Origin of the sequence: Bradyrhizobium sediminis (assembly GCF_018736105.1) — a bacterium.
GTDB lineage: Bacteria > Pseudomonadota > Alphaproteobacteria > Rhizobiales > Xanthobacteraceae > Bradyrhizobium.
This window is the reverse complement of record NZ_CP076135.1, coordinates 1904335-1930893: the sequence shown is the minus strand read 5'-3', so window position 1 is coordinate 1930893 and position 26559 is coordinate 1904335. Positions and strand designations below refer to the sequence as shown.

Below are 26559 nucleotides of genomic sequence, written 5' to 3'. Positions count from 1 at the left end.
GCTAGCCGCCCGCCCAGACGTCCAGCACGTAGCGATTCTTCGTGCCGAGCTCGTCGATCCAGCGCAGCCCCGCATCGGCGTCGACGCCCTTGCGCTCGCGATAGATCGCCACCAGCGCGGCCTTGACGTCCGGCTCCATCTTGCCGCCGTCGCCGCAGACGTAAATGATCGCGCCCTGCTCGATCAGGCTCCAGACGCGGTCCTTCTGCGCCGCCACCAGGTGCTGCACATAGGTCTTCGGACCATCGGCGCGCGAGAAGGCGGTGTGCAGCTCGGCGATCCCGGCAGCAGCGCACGCCTTCAGTTCGTCGGCGTAGAGATAGTCCTGGTCGGGATGCCGGCAGCCGAAGAACAGCATCGCCGGGCCGAGGCTGGCGCCCCGCGCTTTCCGCGCCTCGCGCTCCTGCAGGAAGCCGCGGAACGGCGCCAGACCCGTTCCCGGCCCGATCATGATGATCGGCACGCCGGGGTCGTCGGGCAACCGGAATCCGGCCTTGGTCTCGCGCACCGTGGCGTGAACGGTCTCGCCGGCGCGGCGGCTGGCGAGGTAATTCGAGCAGATGCCCTTGTAGACGCCGCGCCCCGAACTCGCGGGGCCTTCGACCACGCCGACGGTGACGCTGCAGCGCGCCGGATCGACCGAGGGCGACGACGAAATCGAATAATAGCGCGGCGCCAGCAGCGACAGCATTTCGAGATAGGCGTGGAACGGCAATTCGCAGGCCGGATGTTCCTCCAGCAGATCGAACACCGATTTGCGCTTGCCGAGCACATCGGAACGATAGCGCTCGGTGGCGCCGTCGTCGTCGCCGACATAGGCCAGCAATTTCGGCTTGGTCACCGGGCAGCGCGTGTGCTCGGCCATGAGCTGGATCTGCTTGCGGGTCGCGACCTGCTGCAATTCGACGAAATCGGTCAACAGCCGGCCGACCGACACGACGTCGCCGGCCGGCAACTGCGCGCGCCGTCCCTCCGCGACCTGCAGCCGGATCTGATCGGCAGGGAGAAAGCCGAAGCGGCGGGCGATGGAATCGACCAGCGCCGGATCGTTGCGCGGCACCACGCTCAAGTGATCGCCGACCCGGTAGCTGATGCCGGCAGGCAGCTCGACCTCAATATGCCGGGTCGACCTGTCGGACGGATTGGCGCCCGCCTTGTTCTGCAATTCGTAGTTGGCCAGCACCTTCATCGGCGCGGCGCCGCCCAGTGCGACGACCGCATTCACCGTGGTCGGCGCCACCGGCTCGATCGTGTAAAGCGGGGTATCGTCGGCGCGGCTGAAACTGGAATCGACGCCGAACTCCTTCATCGCCGCTGGCGCGAGCTTTGCAAACCAGCTTTCGAATTCGCCGTCGAGATCGCTGCGGGCATCGCCCTCGCCGCGCGCATAGACGCTCTTCGCGCCGTGCGCCGCCAGTTGCTCGTCAATCAGGCGCGGGATCGACTGATAGGTCGCGGACCAGTCGCTGTTGCCGCAGCCGAACACCGCATAGCGCAGCTTGGCAAAGGCATCCTTCGGCAGACCACGGCCCAGCCATTTGACGAATTGGGTGGCGTTGTCCGGCGGCGCGCCATTATACGAGGCGGAGAAGATCAGCACCCCGCCCTGCTCCGGCAGTTTGCCGACGTACTCGTCGAGCGGCGCGAGTTTGGTCGCAAACCCGTTGACCTCGGCGAGGTCGGCGACGCGGGTCGCCAGTTCCTCGGCGGTGCCGAGGTTCGATCCGTAGAGCACCAGAAGCGGCGTGTTGTGCCCTGGGCGCGTCCGCGCCGGCCGCGGCGCCGCGGTCGAAGCCGCCGCCGTCGTCATTGCACGGCCGCCAAAGGCGCCGCGCTCCTTGTCGGTCCGCGGCCGAACCTTGATCTTGAAACCGTCCGGCTTGATGGTCAGCGTTTCCTTCAGATGCATCTGGTAGCGGTGGTGGTCGACCAGCTTGAAGCGCTGCAGGATCATCCCAATCGCGAGCGCCGCCTCATGCATGGCAAAGCCGCGGCCGATGCAGGCGCGTTGGCCGTTGCCGAACGGCTTCCAGGCGTTGACGGGACGCGCCGCCTCGGCCTCACGGCTGAAATTTTCCGGATCGAAGGCATCGGGGTTCGGCCCCCAGACGCTGGGATCGCGATGCAGGGCCAGCACCAGCACGGTGATGAAAGTGTTCTTCTTCAGCTTGTACTTGCCGCCGATGGTCTCGTCCTGGAGCGGCGAGATGCCATAGGCCGGCGCAGGCGGCCACAGCCGCAACGCTTCCTTCAATATTTGCGTGATGTAGGTGAGCTGGGTGACCTGCTGATAAGTCGGCCTGGCGTCGATGTCCGGCCCGAGCACCCGGTCGACCTCCTCATACGCCTTCTTGAGAACCTCGGGATGCTTCAGCAGCGCATACAGCGTGCATGACAACAGGCCGCTGGTGGTCTCGTGCCCCGCGATCAGGAAGGTGTTGATCTGGTAGCGGATGTTGACGTCGTCGAGCTGCTCGCCGGTCGAGCGGTCGACGCCGGTCATCATGGCGCCGAGCATGTCCTTCTTGCCCTCGGCGGCCACGGCGTTGCCGCGGCGCTCGGCGACGATTTCGTCGACCATCTTGTTCATGAAGGCGACGTCGCCGGCGAGGTCGCGCCGGCGCTTCTGCATCCAGAGATTTTCCAGCGGCAGGCCGCGGATCATCATGATGGTCTCGAGCGAGCGCACCAGCGACGCCACGAACGGATGGTAGTCGCGCCGGTAGAACGAGTTGAACCGGTAGTCGAAGCCGCACAGCCCGATGGTGTCGAGCGTCAGCGCCGTCATGTCGTGCACGACGTCGATTTCCTCGTCGGCGTTCAACCGCTCCCACTTCTTCACCAGCTGTTCGGCGATATCGACCATGCTGGTGTGGTAGGACTGCATGGCGCGGTTGCCGAACGGCTGCAGCAGGATGTTGTGGGCCTTGCTCCAGTTCGGCTCCGTGGTGTCGGCGGTGAACAGTCCGTCGCCGCCGATCGCGCGCACCCGGCGCAAGGGTCCGCGCACCGCCTTGTCGAAGCGTTTTTCGTTGCTGAGCTCATTGACCAGAGCGTGGCCGGAAACGATGACGATCGGCGCGCCCATCATGTCGAGCCAGAAGATCGGCCCCAGCTCCTTGGCGAGCCGCGCCAGATTCTGCACCGGCGCGGAGGAATCCAGCGACAGCATGTTGCCGACCACCGGCTTGGTGGGCGGATGCGGGATCGGGCTCAGTCGATTCGTGGACGCCATCGCGATATTACCCCTGCCTTGTCTTAATCCTAGCAACGAGCCCTGCTCTTACCTCGTCATTGCGAGGAGCCCTTGCGACGAAGCAATCCAGTCTTCGCTATGGCCAGATGGATTGCTTCGCTTCGCTCGCAATGACGACGGTGCACGTTCGTCACCCAAATCGCTTTCTACGCCATTCGATCAGCTTGGCGCTGACCTCGTCCGGTTTTTCCTGCTGCGTCCAATGGCCGCTGTCCCGGACCAGATACTTCTCGAGATCGGGGACGATCTTCTCCATGCCGTCGGCCGCGGACGGCGGCAGCACGTGGTCGTTTTCGGCCATGATCATCAGCGACGGCACCCGCACGGTGTGGTCGATCCCGGCCGAGCGCCGCCAGTTGCGCGACATGTTGCGGTACCAGTTGATGCCGCCGGTGAAGCCGGATCTTGTGAACGTGTCGACGAAAACCTTTTTCTCTTCCGGCGACAGGATCGGCGTCCGCGGGTCATGCCTGGCGTCGTAAGCGGCAATCATTTGCGGAAATGCCAGATTGAGCCGCGGTGAAGCTCCGACGCCGGCGACCACCTGCTCCGCCGGCGCGGTATCGCTGCGCGGCACCGGCTTGCGCATGAAGGCATCAAAGGTCTGCTCGACACGGCTGCCGAATATCCTGTCGGGCTCGCGCGCCGGGTCCTGGAACTGCACGATATACATGTGCTCGCCGAAGCGCTGCCGGAACAGCTCGATCGGATCGGCCGGCGCACGATTGGTGTGCGGTGTGTTGATCCCGACCACCCCGGCGACGCGATCGATGTGACGCAGCGGCATCTGCCAGACGACGAAGCCGCCCCAATCGTGACCGACGAAGATCGCCTTGTCGATCTTGAGATGGTCGAGCAGGCCGACGAGATCGCCGGTGAGGTGCTCGATGTCGTAGTCTTCGACCGGTTCAGGCCGGTCGGTGGCGCCATAGCCGCGTTGATCCGGCGCGATCACCCGGATGCCGGCCTCGCTCAAAGCCTTGATCTGGTGACGCCAGGAAAACGCGATCTCCGGCCAGCCGTGGCACAGGATCACCGGCGGCTTGTCGGTCTTGGGACCGGCTTCGTAGTAGCCCATGCGAATGCCGTTGGTCTGGGCGAATTGCAGCGGCGGCATTTCGATCATCGCTGATATCTCACTCTCGTTCTGGGCTTCAGCTTGCGGCGCTGGTCAGATCGGCCGGAGGCGCGTAGGCCGCTTCCAGTGCTGCGAATTCCCCCGGCAGCATGTCGCACAGAACCTGCACATGCGGGATGATGTTGGCGCCGGCGATGAAGCCGAAATCGAGCTGGTCGCGATAACTCTGCACGGTGATGTTGAGCGCCATGCCGTGGGTCGAGATCGACACCGGGAAGATGTGCAGCAACTCGGCACCTGCCGCATACAGCGTCTGCCGCGGCCCCGGCACGTTGGACACCGTGACGTTCGCCGCCGGCGGCAGCACGTCCGACAGGTTGGAGCGGCTGTACAGCAGCGCCAGGATCTGGACCAGGATCGGCGCGCCCAGCATCGAGACGTTGGAGACCTGCGGCATCAGGGCCCGCAGCGGATGCGACATCTCCTTCGACTTGGTGGATTGCGCGATGATAGCCTCCAGCCGCGCCTTGGGATCCTCGATATTGGTGGCGATCGAGCAGATCATGCCGAACACCTGGTTGTTGGCGTCGGTATTGCCCTCCTCGCGCAGCGAGATCGGCACCGCGGCCGTCATCGATTTGGTCGGCAACGCGCCCTGCTCGAGCAGATAGCGCCGGACCACGCCGGAGGCGAGCGCCAGCACCACGTCGTTGAGCTTGCCGCCGGACTGCTTGGCCAGCGCCTTGGCGCGCGAGAGCGAGATTGAAACGCCGGCAAAGCTGCGCTCCGACGAAATCGCCTTGTTCAGGACGGTCGACGGCGACACCATGCTGGCGATGCTGTCGCGCGATTTCGGATCGGAAATCTTGCCGACCACGTCGGAGACGCTCTTCAGCATGGTGGGAATACTGCCAGCGAACTTTACCGCGCTTTCGATCTGGAACATCGCGTTGTCGAACAGGATCGACCCGAGATCGCTCTTTCCCGAGCGCGGCAGGTCGATGCTCTTCGGCGCAGTGGCGCCGTCGAACGGCTGGCGCCAGAGCTGCTGATAGGAATCGATCAGGTTGGCGGCGATGTCGCGCGGCTCCTGCCCGACCTTGGCGCGCGCCGTCGGCGGCTCGATCGTCCGCGGGATCGGCGTCACGTCGTAGATCATGTTGGTCAGCGCCGCGCCGGCGCCGCCGTCGATGCAGGCGTGATGCATCTTGGAATAAAGGCCGATCTCGTTGTCCTTCATGCCTTCGAAGACATAGAACTCCCAGAGCGGGCGGGCGCGGTTGAGCAACTTGGCATGCATCCAGCCGACGATCCGTTCCAGCGTCGCGCGATCGTGCGGCGCCGGCAGGCTGCCGCGGAAGATGTGGCGGTCGATGTCGAACTGGTCGTCCTCGACCCAGGAGGGGTGATCGATGTCGAGCGGCGCCTTTTCCAGGCGGGCCTTGAGGATCGGCGCGATATGCAGCCGCGAGGCGATCATCGCCTTGAAGTCCTCGAAGAAGTCGCCCTTGTAGTCGTCGGGCAGGCGGAAGATCGCCATGCTCCCGACATGCATCGGCATTTCCGGCGTTTCCAGATACAGAAACGACGCGTCCATCGACGACAGTTTCTTGGCGTCACTCATGTTTTCCCTCCCGCAGATCACGCGGCGCCTTTTTTTGGCGCTTCTTGCCGTTCAGGCGGTCCCTGTTGCCGGGACGCTAGTCACAATTGTGCATTTTCCGGAGCCGCATATGCAATGGCAAACGGCCCCGATCGGTCAAATTGCTTAAATTCGCCCTCGGCCTGGGCCAGACGATCCACAACCGCCCACAGCGCGGCCGGATTGACGCCGAGCCCGATATGGCTGGCAAAACGGACCTCGATGTTCTCGGCGATATCGGAGGGACGCAGCAGGCAGGTTCGCCAGTTCACGATGCCGTCGGTGCGCGAATAGATCGACGTAGCCGGAACCGGCAGATCGCCCGATATCGCGGCGCGAAGCTCCGGGTCGTCCTCGACCCCCTCCCCTGACAACGCCTCATAGAGCCGCGTGGCGTTGGTCGCCGTCACGTCGTTTGCGAACGGGCTTCCCAACGTGACCACCGATCGCACCATGTCAGGGACCTGCAGCGCCAGGTCGCGCGCATAGACGCCGCCGAGGCTCCACCCGACGATGCTGACCTTGCGGCCGGTGGCGGCATGAATTTCGGCAAGCCGGCCGCGCAGCGCGGTTCGCATCCGCGACACGCCGCCGAGGTTGCGGCCCATCCGCCATGCATGGGCGTCGTAGCCGAGTTCCCTGAGATATCGCCGCATCGGCGCCATCGACAGGTCGCTGGCGAGGAACCCCGGCAGCAGCAGCACCGGATGGCCGTCGCCGCGCGGTGCGCGCATCAACAGCGGCGACAGCATCAGGCTGGCGTTGAGTTCGAAGATCCCTCTCGCCTCGGCCAGCAGCAGGCCGAGCGACGGCGGACGAAGCCGGCCGGTGGGCTGCGGTTCGCTGCGGTCGGCTGGCATCGCTACTACTTGTCGCCGGACTTCTTGTCGGCGCCGCGCACACCGCCGAGGCCGGCCATGGTCACGAACATGTCCTGAAACCGCTCGGCGATTTTCGGATCGAAGGTGAACCAGCTCTGCACCAGCGCTTCCGGCGAAACCTTTTCGATGTTGGCCATCATCTGCTTCTGGAGATTCTCCATGACGGCCGTCTGCATCGGCTGCACGTCCGGAAGCCCGAAAAACTGCCGGGCTTCGAGCGGCGTGCAGTCTATTTCAACGTTTATCTTCATGTCGGCTCCTGACTGCTTCTTGACAGCTAGTCGCAGTATCGCCGCGACAGGCTGGGCGAAGCAAGCGGCCTGACCGGAGGAAACCGGGCCTCGAGCCTTCATTCGCCAGATATGGTCAACCGAACCGCTCGACCGCAAAGGGGGTGGGATCGGCGAACGGGGTCTCGCCGGTCATCATCTCAGCCAGCAGGCGGCCGGTCGCGGGGCCGAGCGTCAGGCCGTGGTGCTGGTGTCCGAAATCGAACCACAGCCCGGCGTGGCGAGGCGCCCTCCCGATCACCGGCAGCATGTCCGGCAAACACGGCCGCGCGCCGATCCAGGGTTTCGCGTCGACCGCCTCCCCCAGCGGAAACAGCGCATGGGCCTGCGGCAGCGCGCGCTGCAGCTGAACGGGGGTCGGCGGTGCGTCGCGGCGGGCGAACTCCACCCCGGTGGTGAGCCGGATGCCGCGGTTCATCGGCGCCAGCACGAAACCCTGGTCCGCATCGAGCACGGGATGATTGAGCACGGCATTGCCGCGCGCCGCCACATGCAAATGATAGCCGCGCTTGACGCTGAGCGGGATCGCATAACCGAGCGGGCGAAACACCAGATCGGACCACGGTCCCATCGCCACCACGACTTCGCGCGCGACCGCAGCACCGCTGGAGCCGCCAATGCGCCATCCGCCGGCGGACTGTTCGAGGGTCCTGGCATCGCCGACGAGAAAGCGGCCGCCCTTGCGTACCAACAGCGCCGCATAGGCCTTGGCCAGTCCGCCCGGATCGGGAACGAATCCGGGCGCAGGAAAATGGATCGCGCCTGAAAACTCCCCGCTCAGATTGGGCTCGCGCGCCGCGATGGCCTTGCCGTCGAGAACATGGCCTGCGACGCCATACTGCCTGGCCCGTTCGAAATCGCTCAACGCATCGGCCAGCGTCGCATCCGAGCGATACAGCTTGATCCAGCCGTCGCGCCGCAACAATTCCGGAACCCCGGCCTCGGCAATCAGGGCCTCATGTTCGATGAGACTGGCCCGGATCAGGGGCAATTCGGCCATCGCGCTGTGCAGCGCCCGCTCCGGCGAGGACGCCAGATAATAGCGCAGGATCCACGGCAGGAAGGCCGGCAGGTCGGCGAGGCTGTAGCGCACCTGCGGCGCGCGGTTCATGGCGTATCGCAGGATCTGGCCGAAATCCCGGGGAAACATGTAGGGAAAGACCGACGCACACTCGATCAGTCCGGCATTGCCGAAACTGGTCTCTTCGCCGGCCAGTTCGTTCCGGTCGACCAGGATGACGTCGCGTCCCCGCTGCTGCAGGTGCAGGGCAGCGCCGACGCCGACCATGCCCGCACCCAATACGAGAACATCGGCCTTGAGATCCGCCATCCCGGCACTCCGAAAGTTGAATGTTACGTTCTTGTTCCCGTTGCTTACAGCGAAGCTGGCCGTTGCGGTAGCGGCGCGCAAACCGACCTGCCCTCGCTGAAATCGCCCTTGCGCAGCGGCCAAACTCTGGCAACAATGGATTGGCCATGGCTGCCGTCATTGCAGCGATGAACCTCGCGCCACAGCGGAGAACCTTAACAAATGTCGGTACGTCAAACCTTGTTCGCAGCAGCGACCACATTCTCGATCGTCGCTTTCGCGATGACCCCGGCATCGGCCCAGACCCTGCGCTACGCCAACCAGGGCGACCTCAAATCGCTCGACCCCTACACCCTCAACGAGACCACCACCCATGCACATCTCGGGCAGGTCTATGAAGGCCTGATCGCGCGCGACAAGGATCTGAAGATCATTCCCGGGCTTGCCGAAAGCTGGGAAACCCCGGAACCGACCCGCTGGCGCTTCCACCTGCGCAAGAACGTCAAATTCCAGAACGGCGATCCCCTCACCGCCGACGACGTGGTGTTCTCGGCCGACCGCGTTCGCGCCAAGGGCTCGAACCTGCAAACCCGCATTGCGGCGGACGCCAAGGTAGTCAAGGTCGATGACTACACTGTGGACTTCATCCTGACGTCGCCCAATCCCATTCTGCATTCGCAGTGGGATACCTGGTACATCATGGACAAGAAATGGGCCGAGGCGAACAACGCGGTAGCCCCGACGCCGGCCGCCGCGACCTCGCCGAGTTTTGCCTCGCTCAACGCCAACGGCACCGGCGCCTTCACCATCGAAAGCCACCAGCCCGGCGTCAAGACGGTGTTCAAGGCCAACCCGAACTGGTGGCAGAAGCCGCAGCACAATCTCAAGGAGATCATCTTCACGCCGATCGGCTCCGACGCCACGCGTGTGGCGGCGCTGCTCTCGGGCGAGGTGGACATCATCGAGCCGGTTCCGACCCAGGATATCGCCCGCGTCGACTCCAGTGCGAACGCCCAGGTACTGAAGGGCCCCGAGTTGCGCACCATCTTCCTCGGCATGGACCAGACCCGCGACGAACTGCTGTATTCCAACGTCAAGGGCAAGAACCCGTTCAAGGATGTCCGCGTCCGCGAAGCGTTCTTCAAGGCAGTGGACGTCGAGCTGATCAAGACCCGCGTGATGCGCGGCCTGTCGACGCCGTCCGCGCTGATGATCGCACCGCAACTGTTCAAGCTGTCGGGCGACTTCACCCGTCCGAAATTTGATCCCGACGGCGCCAAGAAGCTGCTGACGGAGGCCGGCTATCCCGACGGTTTCGAAGTCACGATGGATTGCCCCAACGACCGCTACGTCAATGACGCCGCGATCTGCCAGGCAATCGTCGGCATGATGGCCCGCATCGGCGTCAAGATCAACTTGCTGGCGCAGCCCAAGGCGCAGTATTTCGCCAAGGTCCTGGAAGCCGGCGGTTACCAGACCTCGTTCTATTTGCTCGGCTGGACTCCCGGCACCTCCGACGCCCACAACGTGCTCTACGACATCATGGGCTGCCGCGGCAATCCGAAATCCTCGCGCGGTAACGCCAATCTCGGCGGCTACTGCAACAAGACGCTTGATGAGCTCGCCGACAAGGTGCTGGTTGAATCGGATACGACCAAACGCGATCAGCTGATCAAGCAGGCGTTCGAGATCATGGCCAAGGATTTCGGCTATATCCCGCTGCACCAGCAGGCGCTGGCATGGGGCGTATCGAAAAAGCTCAAGGTGGTGCAGCGCGCCGACAACGCGGTTCTGCCCTACTGGATGACCAAACAGGAATAAGTCGGTCGCAGCATCCAGGTCCCGGTGGCTTCACGCTCCCGGGACTTTTCGTTTCCGCCCGACAGCGACGTCCACATCAGAACAGAAGTGAAAGGATCACATGCTCGCTTTCACTCTTCGTCGCGCCATCCAGGCCATCGGCGTCATGATCGCGGTCGGGATCATCTCGTTCTCGATGTTCCGGTTCGCGGGCGATCCGGTCAACCAGATCGTCTCGCTGGATACGCCGGCCGCCGAACGCGCGGCCGTGCGAAAGTCGCTCGGGCTCGACGATCCGGTGCCGCTGCAGTTCGCCCGCTATTTCGCCAACGCCGCGCAGTTCAAATTCGGCGTCTCCTATCAGTTTCGCCAGCCGGTCGCGAGCCTGCTGAAAGAGCGGATGCCGGCGACGCTGGAACTCGCTATCTGCGCCACCATTTTCGCGATGGTGTTCGGCATCCTGATGGGAGTCTATTCGGCGCTGAAACGCGACACGTTCCTGGCCAAGATATTCCAGGCGGTGTCGCTGATCGGAATCTCGCTGCCGACCTTCCTGATCGGCATCCTCCTGATCTATCTGTTCGCCGTGGTGCTGGGCTGGCTGCCGTCGTTCGGCCGCGGCGACGTGGTGCGGATCGGCTGGTGGACCACCGGCCTGCTCACGGTGTCCGGCCTCAAGGCCCTGATCATGCCTTCGGTCACGCTCGGCCTGTTCCAGATGACATTGATCATGCGGCTGGTGCGGGCTGAAATGCTCGAGGTGCTGCGTACCGACTACATCCGCTTTGCGCGGGCGCGAGGGCTGACGACGCGGGCGATCCATTTCGGGCACGCGCTGAAGAACACGCTGGTGCCCGTGATCACCGTCGCCGGCCTGCAATTTGGCTCGGTAATTGCTTTTGCGATCATTACCGAAACCGTATTCCAGTGGCCGGGCATGGGACTGTTGTTCGTGCAAGCGGTGCAGAACGTCGACATCCCGATCATGGCCGCGTATTTGCTGATGGTGTCCCTGATCTTCGTCACCATCAATCTGGTGGTGGATATTCTCTACACGGTCGTCGATCCGCGGCTGCGCTCCACCATCAGCCGTCCGGCCTGAACGAGATCCCCCGATGTCCGACGCCGTCATCCCGCACCAGGCCGAACCGAGCGCTCCGCGCTCGCATTCCGGCAGCGGATGGCTTCGACGCGCCCTCGAAAGCGACGTGTTCTATTCGTTCCGGCGTTCCAGGATGACGATGGTGGCGGCCGCCGTCACCGTGCTGTTCTTCCTGCTGGCGATCCTGGCGCCGCTGCTGGCCGTGCAGAACCCGTTCGACCCGGCACAGCTTCAACTGATGAATTCGCGGATTTCGCCGCTGTGGACCGCGGACGGCCAAAGCCCGTTCCTGCTCGGTACCGACGAACAGGGCCGCGACGTGTTCTCCGCCATTCTCTACGGCCTGCGCATTTCGCTCACGGTCGGGATTCTCGGCGTGCTGTTCTCCGGCACGCTCGGCATCGTCCTCGGACTGATCGCCGGCTATGTCGGCGGCGCCGTCGACGGCCTGATCATGCGGATCGCGGATGTGCAGCTCACCTTCCCGGCGATCCTGATCGCGCTCCTGATCAACGGCGTCGTCAAATCGGTGTTCGGCAATCGCCTCGACGCCATGAGCACGCTGGCGGTATTGGTATTCGCGATCGGACTGAGCTTCTGGGTGCAATATGCGCGCACCGTGCGCGGCTCGGTGATGGTGGAGAAGAACAAGGATTACGTCGCAGCGGCGCAGCTGATCGGGCTGCCCGCGCCCGTGATCATGCTGCGCCACGTGCTGCCCAACGCGATGGGACCGATCCTGGTGATCGCCACCATCAACCTCGCGCTCGCCGTGATCACCGAGGCGACGTTGTCGTTTCTGGGCGCCGGCATGCCCGACACCATGCCCTCGCTCGGCACCCTGATCCGGATCGGCAACAATTATCTGTTTGCCGGCGAATGGTGGATCGTGGCCTTTCCGGGTCTCGCGCTGGCGTCGCTGATCCTCTCGATCAACCTGCTGGGCGACTGGCTGCGCGACGCGCTCAATCCGAAACTCCGATGATTGGCGCGGCAACACCCACGCATTCGTTTCCATGACCGAACCCGTTCTCTCCGTGCGTAACCTTCAGGTGGAATTCGTCACCCGCCGCAGCACGTTGCGCGCCATCGACGGGGTGTCGTTCGACATCGCCAAGGGCGAGGTGCTGGGCGTGGTCGGCGAATCCGGCGCCGGAAAATCCGTCACCGGTCTTGCGGTGATCGGCCTGATCGATCCTCCCGGCCGCATCAGTGGCGGCGAGATCTATCTGTCGGGCATGCGGATCGACAACCTGCCGCCGGAAGAAATGCGCCGGATCCGCGGCAAGCGGATCGGCATGATCTTTCAGGACCCCCTCACCAGCCTCAACCCGCTGTACCGGATCGGCGACCAGATCGTCGAGACCATCAGGACCCATACCAACCTGTCGGAACAGGCCGCGCGCAAGCGCGCCATCGACCTGTTGGCCGAGGTCGGCATTCCCGCCCCGGAAAAACGCATCGATGCCTATCCGCACGAATTTTCCGGCGGCATGCGCCAGCGCGTGGTGATTGCGCTGGCGATCTGCGCCGAACCGGAACTGATCATCGCCGACGAGCCGACCACGGCGCTCGACGTCTCGGTGCAGGCCCAGATCATCTCCCTGATCAAACGCCTCGGCCGCGACCACGGCACCGCGGTGATGCTGGTGACCCACGACATGGGCGTGATCGCCGAAACCTCCGACCGCGTCGCGGTAATGTATTCCGGCCGCGTCGCCGAGATCGGTCCGGTGCGCGATGTCGTGCAGAACCCGCTGCATCCCTACGCCAAGGGCCTGATGGGCGCGATCCCGACGCTCGCGGGCGAAGACAAGCGGCTGGTGCAGATCCCCGGCTCGATGCCGCGGCTGTCGGCGATCCCGGCGGGCTGCTCGTTCAACCCGCGCTGCGCGTTCGCGTTCGATCGCTGCCGGATCGAGCGGCCGGAACCGATCAAGCACGGCACGCAGGCCGTGGCCTGCCATCTCTACGACGCCGCCGCGAAGGATTCCGCGGCATGACCTCAGCGCCCTTCGTCGATGTCAGGAATCTGCGCCGCACCTTCGACGTCTCGAAACCATGGCTCAACCGGGTGCTCGAAGGCGGCCGGCTGGAATTCCTGAAGGCGGTCGACGGTGTGACCTTCGACATCAAGCGCGGCGAGACTTTTGCCCTGGTCGGCGAATCCGGCTCCGGCAAGACCACGGTCGCCCGGATGGTGGTCGGGCTGCTGTCGCCGAGTTCCGGTGAAGTGATCATCGACGGCGTCTCGATGAGCGACGCCAGGCAATTGCAGGCGCGCCAGCAGCTGCGCCGGCGCATCCAGATGATCTTCCAGGACCCATATGCCAGCCTGAACCCGCGTTTCCGGGTCGACGCCATCGTCGCCGAGCCGATCCGCGCCTTCGACCTGATCCAGGGCGAGCGCAATATCCAGGCGCGCGTCGGCGAGTTGTTAAGTCTGGTCGGCCTGCACGCCGACGATGGCTGGAAATATCCGCACGAATTTTCCGGCGGGCAGCGGCAGCGGATCGCGATCGCGCGCGCACTGGCGTCGGAGGCCGAATTCATCGTCTGCGACGAGCCGACCTCCGCGCTCGACGTCTCCGTGCAGGCGCAGATCCTCAACCTGATGCGCGACCTGCAGGACAAATTCGGCCTCACCTACCTCTTCATCAGCCACAACCTCGCCGTGGTCCGGCACATGGCGAGCCGCATCGGCGTGATGTATCTCGGCCGCATCGTCGAAATCGCGGAAGGCCGCGAACTGTTCAGCAACCCGCGCATGCCCTACACCAGAATGCTGCTGGGCGCGGTGCCGGATCTGGCGATGTCCGGCCGCCAGCGCATTCCGGTCCAGGGCGAAATCCCCAACCCGATCGATCCGCCGCCCGGCTGCGCCTTCAACCCGCGCTGTCCGCTGGCGTTCGATCTCTGCCGCAAACAGGCCCCCGCGCTGATCGGCGGCGTCGCCTGCCACGCCGTCAACAAGCCGGCTGACGTCGCCGTATCGGCCTAATCGCGGGCGGCAGCACTGCGTTGGTGCCGGTTGGCAGGCAGGCCCGGCTGTGGTCAAGTGGCGTACCAAATACCAACCCGGCCGACAGGTTCCCATGAGCAAAATCAATCCCGATCCCTTCACCACCCGGCCGGAAATCGAAGGCACGTTCGGGGTCGTGACCTCCACCCACTGGATCGCCACTGCGGTCGGGATGGCCACGCTGGAGAAGGGCGGCAACGCGTTCGACGCCGGCGTCGCCACCGCGTTCACGCTGCAGGTGGTGGAACCGCATCTGAACGGTCCGGGCGGCGACGTTCCTGTTATCGTGCACGATACCAGGCGCGGCCGCACCGAGGTGATCTGCGGCCAGGGTCCTGCCCCGGCCGGCGCCACCATCGCGCATTACCGCAGCGAAGGCCTCGAAATGGTGCCCGGCACCGGTCTTTTGGCCGCCTGCGTGCCCGGCACCTTCGAATCCTGGATGCTGCTGCTGCGTGATTACGGCACGTTGCGGCTGCGCGACGTGCTGGAGCCCGCCATCGCCTATGCCCGTGACGGCTACCCGCTGGTGGAGCGGGCGTCGGCGACGATCAAGACGGTCGAGCAATTGTTCAGGACGCATTGGACCACATCCGCCGCGGTCTATCTGCCCAACAACGAAGTGCCGGTCCCCGGCACGCTCTTCACCAACAAGACGCTCTCGGAAACCTACGCCCGCATCCTGAAGGAGGCCGAAAGCGCCGGCTCCGACCGCGTCGCCCAGATCGAGCGTGCGCGCAAGGCATGGTCGCATGGCTTCGTCGCCGAAGCGATCGACAAATTCTGCCGCACACAGGACATCATGGACGTCAGCGGCTCGCCGCATCGCGGCGTCCTGCGCGCCGACGACATGGCGCGCTGGCAGGCAACGGTCGAAGCGCCGCTGACCTACGACTATGGCCGCTACACCGTCTGCAAGGCCGGCGTCTGGAGCCAGGGTCCGGTGATGCTGCAGCAACTCGCGCTGCTGAAGGGATTCGAACTCGACGGGCTCGATCCCGCAGGGCCGGAATTCATCCACCTGCAGGTCGAAGCTGCCAAGCTGGCTTTTGCCGACCGCGAGAAATTCTACGGCGATCCGGACTTCAGCGAAATCCCGATCAGCACGCTGCTGTCGGACGCCTATAACGACGAGCGCCGCAAGCTGATCTCGAGGGACAAGGCCTCGCTCGACTTCGTTCCCGGCTCGGTCGAAGGCTTTGGTTCGGTCGTCAAGCTGCGCCGTGCCGAAGGCCATCGCGAGGCGGTCGGCGCCATGGGCGCGGGCGAGCCGACCGTCGGCCGCTTCGGCGAAGTGCGCGGCGACACCGTGCATTTCGACATCATCGACCAGGCCGGCAACATGATCTCGGCGACGCCGTCCGGCGGCTGGCTGCAGTCGTCGCCGGTCGTTCCCGAACTCGGCTTCTGCCTCGGCAGCCGTGCCCAGATGTTCTGGCTCGAGGAAGATCACCCGGCCGCATTGGCGCCGGGCAAGCGCCCGCGCACCACGCTCTCGCCCACCATGTGCTTGCGCGACGGCGAGCCGTACATGGCCTGGGGCTCGCCCGGCGGCGATCAGCAGGACCAGTGGACCACGCAATTCTTCCTGCGGCACGTTCATGCCAACATGAACCTGCAGGAAGCGATCGACGCGCCGGCCTGGCATTCCGAGCATTTCCCGATTTCGTTCTGGCCGCGCACCTCGCGGCCCGGCGTGCTGGTAGTCGAGAACCGCGTGCCGAAATCGACCATCGATATCCTGGAGAGCCGCGGCCATATCGTGGAGACCGGCCCCGACTGGTCGGAGGGCCGCCTCACCGCCGCCTCGAAGGTCGGGCGCCGCCGCCGCGCTGCCGCCAACCCCCGGGGTATGCAGGGCTACGCGGCCGGACGGTAAGCTCGATATGACCTGGTCGATTATCGCCCGAGACCAAGCCACCGGCCAGTTCGGCATCGCGGTCGCGACAAAATTCTTTGCGGTCGGCGCGCTCGTGCCGCATATCGCTGCCGGGATCGGCGGCGTCGCAACCCAGGCGCTGGTCAATCCCTATTTCGGCATCGACGGTGTGAGGTTGCTGCGCGAGGGACGCTCGCCGCGCGATGTCGTCGACACCCTGATTGCCGGCGATAGCGGATTCGAGAGCCGGCAGCTCCACATCATGGATGCGAAGGGCCGCATTGCCTCGCATACGGGAAGCGAATGCGTCGACTGGTGCGGGCACATCGAGGGCGACGGTTTTTCGATTGCCGGCAACATGCTGGCGGGCTCAAGCGTGCTGGACGACACCGCGCAGGCTTATCTCGCGGGCAGAGACCTGCCGTTCGCGCAACGCCTGATCGCGGCGATGCGATCCGGCGAAGCTGCGGGCGGCGACAAGCGCGGCAGGCAATCGGCAGCGCTTCTGATCCACGGCGAGGAAGAATGGTCCGCACTCGACCTGCGCGTCGACGACCATGCCGATCCGCTCGCCGAACTCGCTCGCCTGGAGGCGGTCAGCCGCGAGCGCTGGGTGCATTTCCGCCCGTTCCTTCCGACCCGCGGCAATCCCGCCGGGATCACCGATCGCGCAACCATCGACGCCGGGATCGAAGCAGCCATCGCGAGCCAGAAATGACCGATGGCCCGCTGATCGAGATCAAGGACCTGCGGGTCATCTTCCATGGCGACGGCGGCCGCATCACCCACGCGGTCGACCGCGTCGACCTTAGCGTCGCCAATGGCGCAACGCTCGGCCTGGTCGGAGAATCCGGCTGCGGCAAGAGCGTCACCTCGCTCGCCATCATGGGGCTGCTGTCGAAGCACTCGGCCGAGGTGTCGGGCTCGATCCGCTTCGACGGCTTCGATCTGCTCGACGTGCCCGATCAGACCCTGCGCGACCTGCGCGGCAATCGCCTCGCGATGATTTTTCAGGAGCCGATGACCTCGCTCAATCCGAGCTTCACCATCGGCGACCAGATCATGGAGACCATCCTTCGTCATCGCGGCGGATCGCGGCGCGCGGCACGGGAGCGCGCCATCGAGCTGCTGCGCCGGGTGCACATCCCCTCGCCGGAGCGGCGCATCGACGAATATCCGCACAAGCTTTCCGGCGGCATGCGCCAGCGCGTCATGATCGCGATGGCACTGGCCTGCGATCCCCGACTCCTGATCGCCGACGAGCCGACCACCGCGCTCGACGTCACCCTGCAGGCGCAGATCCTCGACCTGATGCGGGAGTTGAAGGCGGCGAGCGGGGCTGCGATCATCCTGATCACCCACGATCTCGGCGTGGTCGCCGAAGTCTGCGACGAAGTCGCTGTCATGTATGCCGGCGAGATCGTCGAGCGCGCACCGGTCGATGAATTGTTCGGCAATCCGCAGCATCCCTACACCGTCGGCCTGCTTGGCTCGATCCCGCGGCTCGACCGCCGCGCCTCGCATCTCGCCACCATCGAGGGTATGGTTCCGAACATGAGCGCGCTGCCGACCGGCTGCCGCTTCTCTGCGCGGTGTCCGTTCGTCCGCGAAGCCTGCACCGCCGCGCCGCCGCCAATGGTCGCGGTCACCCCCTCGCACTGGTCGCGCTGCATCCGGACGCCGCTGGAGGGGCTGGTGTCATGACCGCCCTGCTCGAGGTCGAAAATCTCGCAAGATACTTCGTCGCCGATCGGTCGCTGCTCGGGCGGCCGACCGCCTACATCAAGGCCGTCGACGGTGTCAGCTTCAGCGTCGAGGCCGGCAAGACGCTGGCACTGGTCGGCGAATCCGGTTGCGGCAAGTCCACCGTGAGCCGGCTGGTGTTGCGGCTGATCGAGCCGGATGCCGGCAGCATCCGCTTCGAGGGCCGCGACCTGCTCGCGCTGGACGCCAACCAGTTGCGCGCCTTCCGCAAGGATGCGCAGATCATCTTCCAGGACCCCTACGCGTCGCTCAATCCGCGCATGACCGTCAGCCAGATCCTGACCGAGCCGCTGGCGCTGCATGATCTGGTGCCACCAGCGCGCCGCCGCGAACGGGTCGAGGAATTGCTGCGGCTGGTGGGACTGGAGCCGCGCTTCGCCCGCCGCTACCCCCACGAATTTTCCGGCGGCCAGCGCCAGCGCATCGCGATCGCGCGGGCGCTGGCGGTTGAACCCAAACTGATCATCTGCGACGAGCCGGTTTCGGCGCTGGATGTCTCGATCCGCTCGCAAATCCTCAATTTGCTCCGCGACCTGCAGGACCGGCTCGGCCTCGCCTATATCTTCGTTTCCCACGACCTGGCGGTGGTCAAGCACATCGCCGACCGTGTCGCCGTGATGAATCTCGGCGTGATCGTCGAGACCGCGGAGGCGCAGGCGCTGTTCGCGGGGCCCCGCCACCCCTACAGCCGGGCGCTTTTGTCGGCGATCCCGGTGCCCAAACCGCGGGCCAAGCGCAGCCGCATTCTGCTGCAGGGCGAAATGCCGAGCGCGCTCAATCCGCCCTCGGGCTGCCGCTTCCACACCCGCTGTCCCCATGTGGTCGAACGTTGCCGGGTCGAGCGACCGCAACTGCTCGGCGACGGCCACTTCACCGCCTGCCACCGCACCGCGGAACTGCCGCCGGCCGACGCCGTGGTTCCCGCCGACGGCGGGTTTTCGCCGGCGCTGGAACGATTGGTGGCGGCGTTCAGCGGCGGCACGGAAGGTGCAGGCGTCCGCGGGGTTGGTATAGTCGGGGCCGCGCCGCCGGCCGATTGAGTTCGTGAACATGGAGATCAGTGCGATGAAAATCCTGCGTTTGGCGGCCGCCTCGGCGGCGCTGTTGCTATCGTTGGCGGCTGGTGCCCAGGCCCAGACCACGCTGCGCATCGGGCTGGCCGAGGATCCCGATATTCTCGATCCGACACTGGCGCGGACCTATGTCGGCCGCATCGTGTTCGCCTCATTCTGCGACAAGCTGTTCGACATCGACGAGAAGATCAACATCGTGCCCCAGCTCGCGCTGTCCCACGAGACTTCCGCCGATGGCAAGGAAGTCACGATCAAACTGCGGCCGGGCGTCAAATTCCACGATGGTGAGCCGTTCAATGCCGAGGCGGCAAAATTCTCGCTCGACCGCCACCTGACAATGCAGGGCTCGTTCCGCAAACCGGAACTCGCCGCACTCGACCATGTCGACGTCGTCGATCCCCTCACCATCAAGCTTGTGCTGAAGGCGCCGTTCTCGCCGTTGATCGCGCAACTTACCGATCGCGCCGGAATGATGGTGTCGCCCAAGGCGGCCAGGGAAGCCGGCGACAAGTTCGGATTGAAGCCAGTCTGCAGCGGTCCCTACAGATTCGTCGAACGCGTGCAACAGGACCGCATCGTGTTCGAGAAGTTCGCCGACTACTGGAACAAGGACAAGGTCTTCATCGACCGCATCGTCTATCTGCCGCTGGTCGATGCCACGGTCCGCCTCGCCAACCTCAAGTCCGGCGGTCTCGACCTGATCGAACGCCTGCTGGCCACCGACCTCAAGGAGGTGCAGGCGGACCCCAGGCTGAAGCTGTCGACCGCGATCGAGCTCGGCTATCAGGGCGTGACGCTGAACATCGGCAAGGACAAGGCCAAGGGGCCGCTCAGCCAATCCGCCAAGGTGCGCCAGGCACTAGACCTCTCGATCGATCGCGAGGCGATCAACCAGGTCGTGTTCAACGGCGAGTTCAAACCCGGCAACCAGTGGGTCAATCCGGATCATCCCTATTATCAGAAGGCTTTTCCGGTCCAGCCCCGCGACATCGCCAAGGCCAAGGCGCTGATCAAGGAAGCCGGCGTCGCCGTGCCGATCCCCGTCGATTTCATGGTGCCGAAGGGCGCCGAAACCGAAGCTGTCGCGCAGGTGATCCAGTCGATGGCGGCGGAAGCCGGCTTCGACATGAAGATCAGGGTCACCGAATTCGCGACCTCGCTGAAGCAGGCCGAGGCCGGCGAATACCAGGCCTTCATGCTGGCGTGGAGCGGGCGGATCGATCCGGACGGCAATTCCTACGTCTTCCTGAGGACCGGAGCGCCGCAGAACTACAGTGCCTGGTCAAGCCCCGATGCCGACAAGGCGCTCGACGATGCCCGGCTCGTCACCGATCAGGCCCAGCGCAAGGTAATCTATGAAAAGCTGGCAAAACTCGCGCTCGACGAAAAGCCGCTGCTTTATATCTATCACCGCAGGATATTGATCGCGCATACCACCAAGCTTGAGGGCTACAAGCAGATGCCGGACGGTCTGGTGCGCGTGATCGGGCTGAAGCTGAAGTGAGAGCAACCGCGCCCGGAAAACAAAGCCCATGCTGAACTTCCTCGGCAAACGCATTCTGCAGCTGATCCCGACGCTATTCTTCGTGTCGGTCCTGATCTTCTCGCTGCAGCAATTGCTGCCGGGGGATCCGGCGCTGGTGATGGCTGGCGAAGAGCGCGATCCTAACGTGATCGCGCAGATCCGCGCGCAGTACCGGCTCGATCAGCCGGTCCCGGTGCAATATGTCTACTGGGTCAAGGGCGTGCTGTCGGGCGACTTCGGCGAGTCGCTCCGCATCAAGGTACCGGTACGCGACCTCATCGCGCAGAAGCTGCCGGTGACGCTGCAGCTGGCTTCGATGGCGATCGTGATTGCGTTTCTGATCGGGATTCCCGCCGGGATCGTATCGGCGGTGAAGAAGGGCACGGCCTGGGACTACGGCGCCAACCTGTTCGCGCTGTGGGGCATCTCGACGCCGAATTTCTGGCTCGGCATCATGCTGATTTTCCTGTTCTCGATCGAGCTCGGCTGGCTGCCGGCCTCGGGCTATGTGCCGCTCTCCGAAAACTGGCGCGCCAGCCTCGCCTCGACCATCATGCCGGCCTTCGTGCTCGGCAACGCCATCGCCGCGATCCTGATGCGGCACACCCGGAGCGCCATGCTGCAGGTGCTGGAAAGCGACTATGTCCGCACCGCCCGCGCCAAGGGCCTGTTCGAACGCTCGGTGATCCTCAAGCATGCGATGCGAAACGCGCTGACGCCGGTGATCACGCTAGGCGCGCTGGAACTCGGTACCCTGCTGTCGGGCGCGGTGCTGACCGAACAGATTTTCTCGATTCCGGGCTTCGGCAAGCTGATCGTCGATGCCGTGTTCAACCGCGATTATGCCGTGGTGCAGGGCGTCGTGCTGGTGACGGCGACCATCTACATCACGCTGAACCTGATCGCCGACATCGCCTATATCCTCGTCAACCCGCGACTGAGGGCGTAGGCCACATGACCGACGCAGCGCTCGCCGCCCTCCCTGTTGCCGCCTCCGACGAGCTGGAAAGTCCGTCGCGGCGCGCGTTGCGGCGACTGTTCCAGCGCAAGGGCGCGGTGGTCGGGCTCGCCGTGATCGCGGCCTTCATCGTGCTGGCGCTGTTTGCGCCATGGATCGTGCCCTATGATCCGATCGCGACCAGCTGGACGGCCGTGCGCAAAGCCCCATCGGCGCAGCACTGGTTCGGCACCGACGACCTCGGCCGCGATATTCTGGCCCGAGTGATCTATGGCGCACGGGCTTCGCTGCTGGCCGGCGCGATCTCGGTCGGCATCGCGCTTGGCATCGGTGTTCCCTTCGGGCTACTGTCGGGTTATCGCGGCGGCTTCATCGATGGGCTGATCAGCCGGATCACCGACGCCATGCTGGCCTGCCCGTTCCTGATCCTCGCCATTGCGCTGGCGGCGTTTCTCGGCCCGAGTCTCGGCAACGCCATGATCGCGATCGGCATCTCCGCGACGCCGATCTTCGTGCGGCTGACGCGCGGCCAGGTGATAAGCGTCAAGGTCGAGGACTATGTCGAGGCTGCGCGGGCCATCGGCAATCCGCGCTGGCGGATCGCGCTGTTCCATATCCTGCCGAACATCATGCCGGCGCTGCTGGTGCAGGCAACCCTGTCGATCGCCGCCGCCATCATCGCCGAGGCGGCGCTGTCGTTCCTGGGCCTCGGCCAGCAACCGCCCTCGCCGTCCTGGGGCAGCATGCTGAACGCGGCGCAGCGCTTCCTGACCGGCGCGCCGTGGATGGCGCTGTGGCCGGGACTTGCGATCTTTCTCGTGGTGCTGTCGTTCAACCTGGTCGGCGACGGCCTGCGCGACGCCCTCGACCCGCGCGAGCGCTGATGGGCCGTCATTGCGAGGAATGCAATCCATAAGCCCACAAGGAAGAGCGGATAGCTTCGTCGCTTCGCTCCTCGCGATGACGAAACAATGCCAGGTCGATCTCTGGCTCGCCTCCTAGATCACGAGTTCCCGCATCACGCGGCGGCAATCCATCTCGTATTCGAGGTCGACCACCGGCGGCCGGGCAAAGTGCCAGATCAAGCCGGACCGCATCACGCCGCGGCGGACCAGTTCGTCGGCGATGACAGGATGGAAGTCGTGCACGGTGTAGGCCTGCGCGGCAGTGGTGTCCTTCCAGCCGAACCCGAAGGCGGCGAGACGGCTTTCCATCGATCCCACGGTGAAGCGGACCTTTTCCTTCAAGCCCTCCGGGCTGAGGTCGCGGTAGCGCACGGTGCGTTCGGAATAGGTTCCGGGCCCGTCGCGCGATTCGGCGCCGCCGGCGATGACGAAGGTCGGCGTGGTTGTGTTGCTCGGGCGCGTGAAGGAGAAGGCATAGAATGACGGCTCGGCCGGCGGATCGATTTCCGGGCAGACATTGCTGCGCGCCACCGGATTGGTCGACCCGTCGAACAGGCCCCACTCGGCCAGCGTCTTGACGTAGTGCTGGTTGAATTTCAGGAAGCCGTCTTCGGTAAACGCCGCCGGCGAGCGCAACTCGCAGGCGCAGAACGACGTCAGCGGCCTTCCCGCGGCCTCGATATATTTCCTGATCAGCGCAAAGCCTTCGGCCAGCGGCGGCATCTTGTCGAAGCGCACCCGCTCGACTTCATAGCCGAGGTTGGCGGCGGCGCCGCTGGAATATTGAAATACCGCCGGAATGAACCGGTAATTGCCGGCCGAAAAGTCACGCGTCATGTCCGCCCCCTGATCTTCTTATTCTGGTTGCCTGCGGACGCCCCTGGCGCCGTTGAACGGGGGAAGATAGCACGAGGCAAAACGAAAGCGACAGCGGCCGTCAGGTCCGCTGTCGCTCTAACAACCTATGACCTTCGCTCAAGTCGCCTTCAGCGCCTTCGAACCGAGATCGAAATCCGCGATCTCCTTGGTCCGCCGCGAGCCGGCCTTGGCCCTATGGTCGGTGGCGAGCGACACATAGACCGCCGGCAGCACGAACAGCGTGAACAGCGTGCCGATCGACATGCCCGCGACGACCACCAGACCGATCGAGAACCGGCTCGCCGCCCCCGCGCCGGTTGCAGTCAACAGCGGGATCAGGCCGGTCACCATCGCCGCCGTCGTCATCAGGATCGGCCGCAGCCGGATGCGGGCCGACATTTCAATGGCGGAGCGCCGGTCGAGGCCCTCATTGAGCTGCAGCTCGTTGGCGAACTCGACCATCAGGATGCCGTGCTTGGTGATCAGGCCGACCAGGGTGAGCAATCCGACCTGGGTGTAGATGTTCATGGTCGCCATCCCGAAGAACAGCGGGATCAGCGCGCCGACGATCGCCATCGGCACGCTGATCATGATCACCAGCGGATCCCGCAGGCTCTCGAACTGCGCCGCCAGCACCAGGAAGATGATGATCAGCGCGAAGCCGAAGGTGATCGCAAGCTGGTTGCCTTCCTGCACATACTGGCGGCTATCGGCGAGGAAGGCGTGGCTGAAGCCGGCCGGCAGCTTCTTCGCCTCACCCTCGAGGAAGTCCACGGCCTGGCCGACCGTCACCCCCGGCATCGGCACCGCCTGGAAGGTCGAGGAGTTCAGCTGGTTGTAATGCGTCAGCGAGTTCGGCGCGGTGGCGGTCTCGATCGACACGATGGTCGACAGCGGGACCAGCTGGCCGGTGTTGGTCGGCACGTAAAAACCGCCGAGCGATTCCGGCGAGAGCCGCAGGCCGCGCGGCACCTGCGGGATCACCTGATAGGAACGCCCTTCGAGATTGAAGCGGTTGACGTAGTTGCCGCCGAGCAGGGTCGACAGCGTATTGCCGACCTGCTGCATGTTGATGCCAAGATTGCTCGCCTTCGAGCGGTCGATCTTGATCCGCACCGTCGGCTGATTGAAGTCGAGATCGCTGTCGGAGACGATGAACAGGCCGCTCTTGCGCGCGGCGTCCTTCAGCTTCGCCATCTGCTCATAGATGGTCTGGAAACCGACGGTCGAATTGATCACCATCTGGATCGGCAGGCCGCCCGGTCCGCCCGGCAACGGCGGCAGGTTGAACGCAAAGGCGTTGACGCCTTCGATCTTGCTCAATTGGGCCTGCACCAGCGGCTTCAGCTTGATCGAGGAGCGCTCGCGCTCGTCCCACGGCTTCAAGAGCATGCCGGCGATGCCGCCTTGCGGGCCGTTGATGCCGTTCAGCACGAAGCGAAGATCGGTCTCCGGGAAGCTCGCGAATACCTTGTCGAGCTTCTCGCCGTAGAAATCGGTATAGTCGATGTTGGCGTATTTCGGCGCCTTGGTCACCGCGAACACGATGCCCTGATCCTCCTCGGGCGCCAGTTCCTTCGATGTATTCGCATAAAGGAAGCCGACCAGCCCGAGGATCGTCAGCGCGAACAGCCCGGTGATCGGGCGATAGTCGAGCGAACGGTCGAGCTTGCGGCCGTACCAGCGCGTCATCGCGCCGAACACCCGGTTCACCTGCTTGGCGAAGCGTCCCTCTTCGGCGCTCTTCAGGAACACCGAGCACATCATCGGCGACAGCGTCAGCGCGATCACGCCGGACACGATCACCGAGCCCGCCAGGGTGAAGGCGAATTCGCGGAACAGCGAACCGGTGAGACCGCCGAGGAATCCGATCGGCGCATAGACCGCCGCCAGCGTGATCGTCATCGAGATCACGGGGCCGACGATTTCGCGCGCGCCCTGCAGCGACGCCTGCACCGGCGTCTTGCCCTCCTCGAGATGGCGATGGATATTCTCCACCACCACGATGGCGTCGTCGACCACGAGTCCGATCGCCAGCACCATCGCCAGCAGCGTCAGAAGATTGATGCTGAAGCCCATCACCAGCATCAGGCTGCAGACGCCGACCAGCGACAGCGGGATCGTCACCACCGGAATCACGACCGAGCGGAACGAAGCCAGGAACAGGAAGATCACCACGACGACGATCAGCACCGCCTCGCCCAGCGTCTTCTCGACTTCGTCGATCGACGACTGGATGAACCGGGTGGAATCGTAGGCCACCTTCATCTTCATCGATGGCGGCAGGTTGCGCTCGAGTTCCGGAAACAGCGCGCGGACGCCCTTGACCAGCGTCAGCGGGTTGCCTTGCGGGGTTGCCTGTACGCCGATGAAGATCGCGTGTTCGCCGTTGAAGGCGACGCTCGCATCCGAGCTCTGCGCCGCCAGTTCGACGGTCGCAATATCCTCCAGCCGCACGATACCGCCGTCCCTCGACTTGACGATCATGTTCTTGAACTGATCGAGGCTGCGCAGATCGGTATTGGTCGTCACGTTGGATACGATGAAGTAACCCTTGGCCTGTCCGGCCGCGGCCTGGAAGTTGTTGGCGGCGATCGCCAGCGAAACGTCGCTCGGCGAAATGTTGCGGCCCGCCATCTTGACCGGATCGAGCCACAGCCGCATCGCAAAGGTCTGGCCGCCGAGGATATCGGCGGACGCCACACCGTCGACCGTCGACAGCACGGGCTGCACGACGCGCGTGAGGTAGTCCGAGATCGCCGATCCCGTCAGTTCCTCGCTGGAGAAGCCGAGATACATCACGGCTGTGGTCTGGCCCGTGGTCTTGGTGACGATCGGGTCGTTCGATTCCTTCGGGATCAGGTATTTGACCGAGTTCACCTTGGCGAGCACTTCGGTCAGTGCCTGGTTCGGGTCGAAATTCAGCTTGATGAAGACCTGAATCGTGCTGGTGCCCTGCACCGAGGACGAGGTCATGTAGTCGACGCCTTCGGCGGAGGCCACCGCCTGCTCGATCGGCGTGGTGATGAAGCCCTGAATCAGATCCGCCGACGCGCCGGGATAGACGGTCGTGATGTTGACCACCGTATTCGACAGCTTCGGATACTGGCGGATCGGCAGGCTGGTCGCCGCGCGGAAGCCGATCAGGAGGATCAGCAGGCTGACGACGACCGACAGGACCGGCCGCTTGATGAAGATATCGGTTAAGGCCATTGCG

Annotated in this window: 20 protein-coding genes; 12 read left to right on the top strand and 8 right to left on the bottom strand. The window is 64.6% G+C overall.

Translation table 11 applies throughout. From position 1 onward, the window contains the following. Position 1 precedes the first annotated feature (1 nt). From KMZ68_RS09260 to KMZ68_RS09235, 6 genes are all read right to left on the bottom strand, one after another. Complete coding sequence (locus tag KMZ68_RS09260; RefSeq protein ID WP_215615476.1) at positions 2 to 3235, bottom strand: bifunctional cytochrome P450/NADPH--P450 reductase; 3234 nt, start codon at positions 3233 to 3235, stop codon at positions 2 to 4. A gap of 151 nt (positions 3236 to 3386) precedes the next feature. Beyond that, complete coding sequence (locus tag KMZ68_RS09255; protein WP_215615475.1) at positions 3387 to 4382, bottom strand: alpha/beta fold hydrolase; 996 nt, start codon at positions 4380 to 4382, stop codon at positions 3387 to 3389. Between the two features lie 28 nt (positions 4383 to 4410). Further along, positions 4411 to 5958, bottom strand: a complete 1548-nt coding sequence (locus KMZ68_RS09250; RefSeq protein WP_215615474.1) for a WS/DGAT/MGAT family O-acyltransferase — start codon at positions 5956 to 5958, stop codon at positions 4411 to 4413. A gap of 80 nt (positions 5959 to 6038) precedes the next feature. Further along, complete coding sequence (locus KMZ68_RS09245) at positions 6039 to 6836, bottom strand: esterase/lipase family protein (RefSeq protein ID WP_215615473.1); 798 nt, start codon at positions 6834 to 6836, stop codon at positions 6039 to 6041. A 5-nt stretch (positions 6837 to 6841) separates the two neighbouring features. Next, entirely contained in the window at positions 6842 to 7108 is a 267-nt protein-coding gene (locus tag KMZ68_RS09240; RefSeq protein WP_215602776.1) for a DUF6489 family protein, read from the bottom strand. Positions 7109 to 7223: 115 nt separating this feature from the next. Next, positions 7224 to 8477 (bottom strand): NAD(P)/FAD-dependent oxidoreductase, encoded by a 1254-nt coding sequence (locus tag KMZ68_RS09235; protein WP_215615472.1) that lies wholly within the window; start codon positions 8475 to 8477, stop codon positions 7224 to 7226. Between the two features lie 201 nt (positions 8478 to 8678). Between KMZ68_RS09235 and KMZ68_RS09230 the strand changes: the two genes are divergently transcribed. From KMZ68_RS09230 to KMZ68_RS09175, 12 genes are all read left to right on the top strand, one after another. After that, positions 8679 to 10277 (top strand): ABC transporter substrate-binding protein, encoded by a 1599-nt coding sequence (locus tag KMZ68_RS09230; protein ID WP_215615471.1) that lies wholly within the window; start codon positions 8679 to 8681, stop codon positions 10275 to 10277. Positions 10278 to 10377: 100 nt separating this feature from the next. Beyond that, the gene (locus tag KMZ68_RS09225) at positions 10378 to 11358 is read left to right on the top strand and encodes an ABC transporter permease (RefSeq protein WP_215615470.1); all 981 of its coding nucleotides are present in this window, start codon (positions 10378 to 10380) and stop codon (positions 11356 to 11358) included. 13 nt (positions 11359 to 11371) lie between these two features. Further along, entirely contained in the window at positions 11372 to 12343 is a 972-nt protein-coding gene (locus KMZ68_RS09220) for an ABC transporter permease (protein ID WP_215615469.1), read from the top strand. 31 nt (positions 12344 to 12374) lie between these two features. Next, on the top strand, positions 12375 to 13361 hold the full coding sequence (locus KMZ68_RS09215; RefSeq protein WP_215615468.1) for an ABC transporter ATP-binding protein: 987 nt from the start codon (positions 12375 to 12377) through the stop codon (positions 13359 to 13361). After that, positions 13358 to 14359, top strand: a complete 1002-nt coding sequence (locus KMZ68_RS09210) for an ABC transporter ATP-binding protein (RefSeq protein ID WP_215615467.1) — start codon at positions 13358 to 13360, stop codon at positions 14357 to 14359. Before KMZ68_RS09215 ends, KMZ68_RS09210 begins: the two co-directional genes overlap by 4 nt. Before the next feature lie 94 nt (positions 14360 to 14453). Continuing rightward, entirely contained in the window at positions 14454 to 16259 is a 1806-nt protein-coding gene (locus KMZ68_RS09205; protein ID WP_215615466.1) for a gamma-glutamyltransferase family protein, read from the top strand. Positions 16260 to 16266: 7 nt separating this feature from the next. Next, positions 16267 to 16977 (top strand): DUF1028 domain-containing protein, encoded by a 711-nt coding sequence (locus KMZ68_RS09200; RefSeq protein ID WP_215615465.1) that lies wholly within the window; start codon positions 16267 to 16269, stop codon positions 16975 to 16977. Then, a complete protein-coding gene (locus KMZ68_RS09195) occupies positions 16974 to 17963 on the top strand; it encodes an ABC transporter ATP-binding protein (RefSeq protein ID WP_215615464.1) in 990 nt (329 codons plus the stop codon). Before KMZ68_RS09200 ends, KMZ68_RS09195 begins: the two co-directional genes overlap by 4 nt. Further along, positions 17960 to 19063 carry an ABC transporter ATP-binding protein gene (locus KMZ68_RS09190; RefSeq protein ID WP_215615463.1) on the top strand — a complete coding sequence of 368 codons (1104 nt, stop codon included), beginning with the start codon at positions 17960 to 17962 and terminating at the stop codon, positions 19061 to 19063. The genes KMZ68_RS09195 and KMZ68_RS09190 overlap by 4 nt, the downstream gene beginning before the upstream one ends. A gap of 25 nt (positions 19064 to 19088) precedes the next feature. Beyond that, entirely contained in the window at positions 19089 to 20600 is a 1512-nt protein-coding gene (locus KMZ68_RS09185; RefSeq protein ID WP_215615462.1) for an ABC transporter substrate-binding protein, read from the top strand. A gap of 28 nt (positions 20601 to 20628) precedes the next feature. Next, positions 20629 to 21570 carry an ABC transporter permease gene (locus tag KMZ68_RS09180; RefSeq protein ID WP_215615461.1) on the top strand — a complete coding sequence of 314 codons (942 nt, stop codon included), beginning with the start codon at positions 20629 to 20631 and terminating at the stop codon, positions 21568 to 21570. A 5-nt stretch (positions 21571 to 21575) separates the two neighbouring features. Continuing rightward, positions 21576 to 22463 (top strand): ABC transporter permease, encoded by an 888-nt coding sequence (locus tag KMZ68_RS09175; RefSeq protein WP_215615460.1) that lies wholly within the window; start codon positions 21576 to 21578, stop codon positions 22461 to 22463. Between the two features lie 114 nt (positions 22464 to 22577). On the opposite strand, the gene cnbZ is transcribed toward KMZ68_RS09175, so the two are convergent. Both cnbZ and KMZ68_RS09165 read right to left on the bottom strand, forming a co-directional pair. Then, on the bottom strand, positions 22578 to 23321 hold the full coding sequence (gene cnbZ, locus KMZ68_RS09170) for a 2-amino-5-chloromuconate deaminase CnbZ (protein WP_215615459.1): 744 nt from the start codon (positions 23319 to 23321) through the stop codon (positions 22578 to 22580). Positions 23322 to 23459: 138 nt separating this feature from the next. After that, the gene (locus KMZ68_RS09165; RefSeq protein WP_215615458.1) at positions 23460 to 26555 is read right to left on the bottom strand and encodes a MexW/MexI family multidrug efflux RND transporter permease subunit; all 3096 of its coding nucleotides are present in this window, start codon (positions 26553 to 26555) and stop codon (positions 23460 to 23462) included. Positions 26556 to 26559 lie beyond the last annotated feature (4 nt).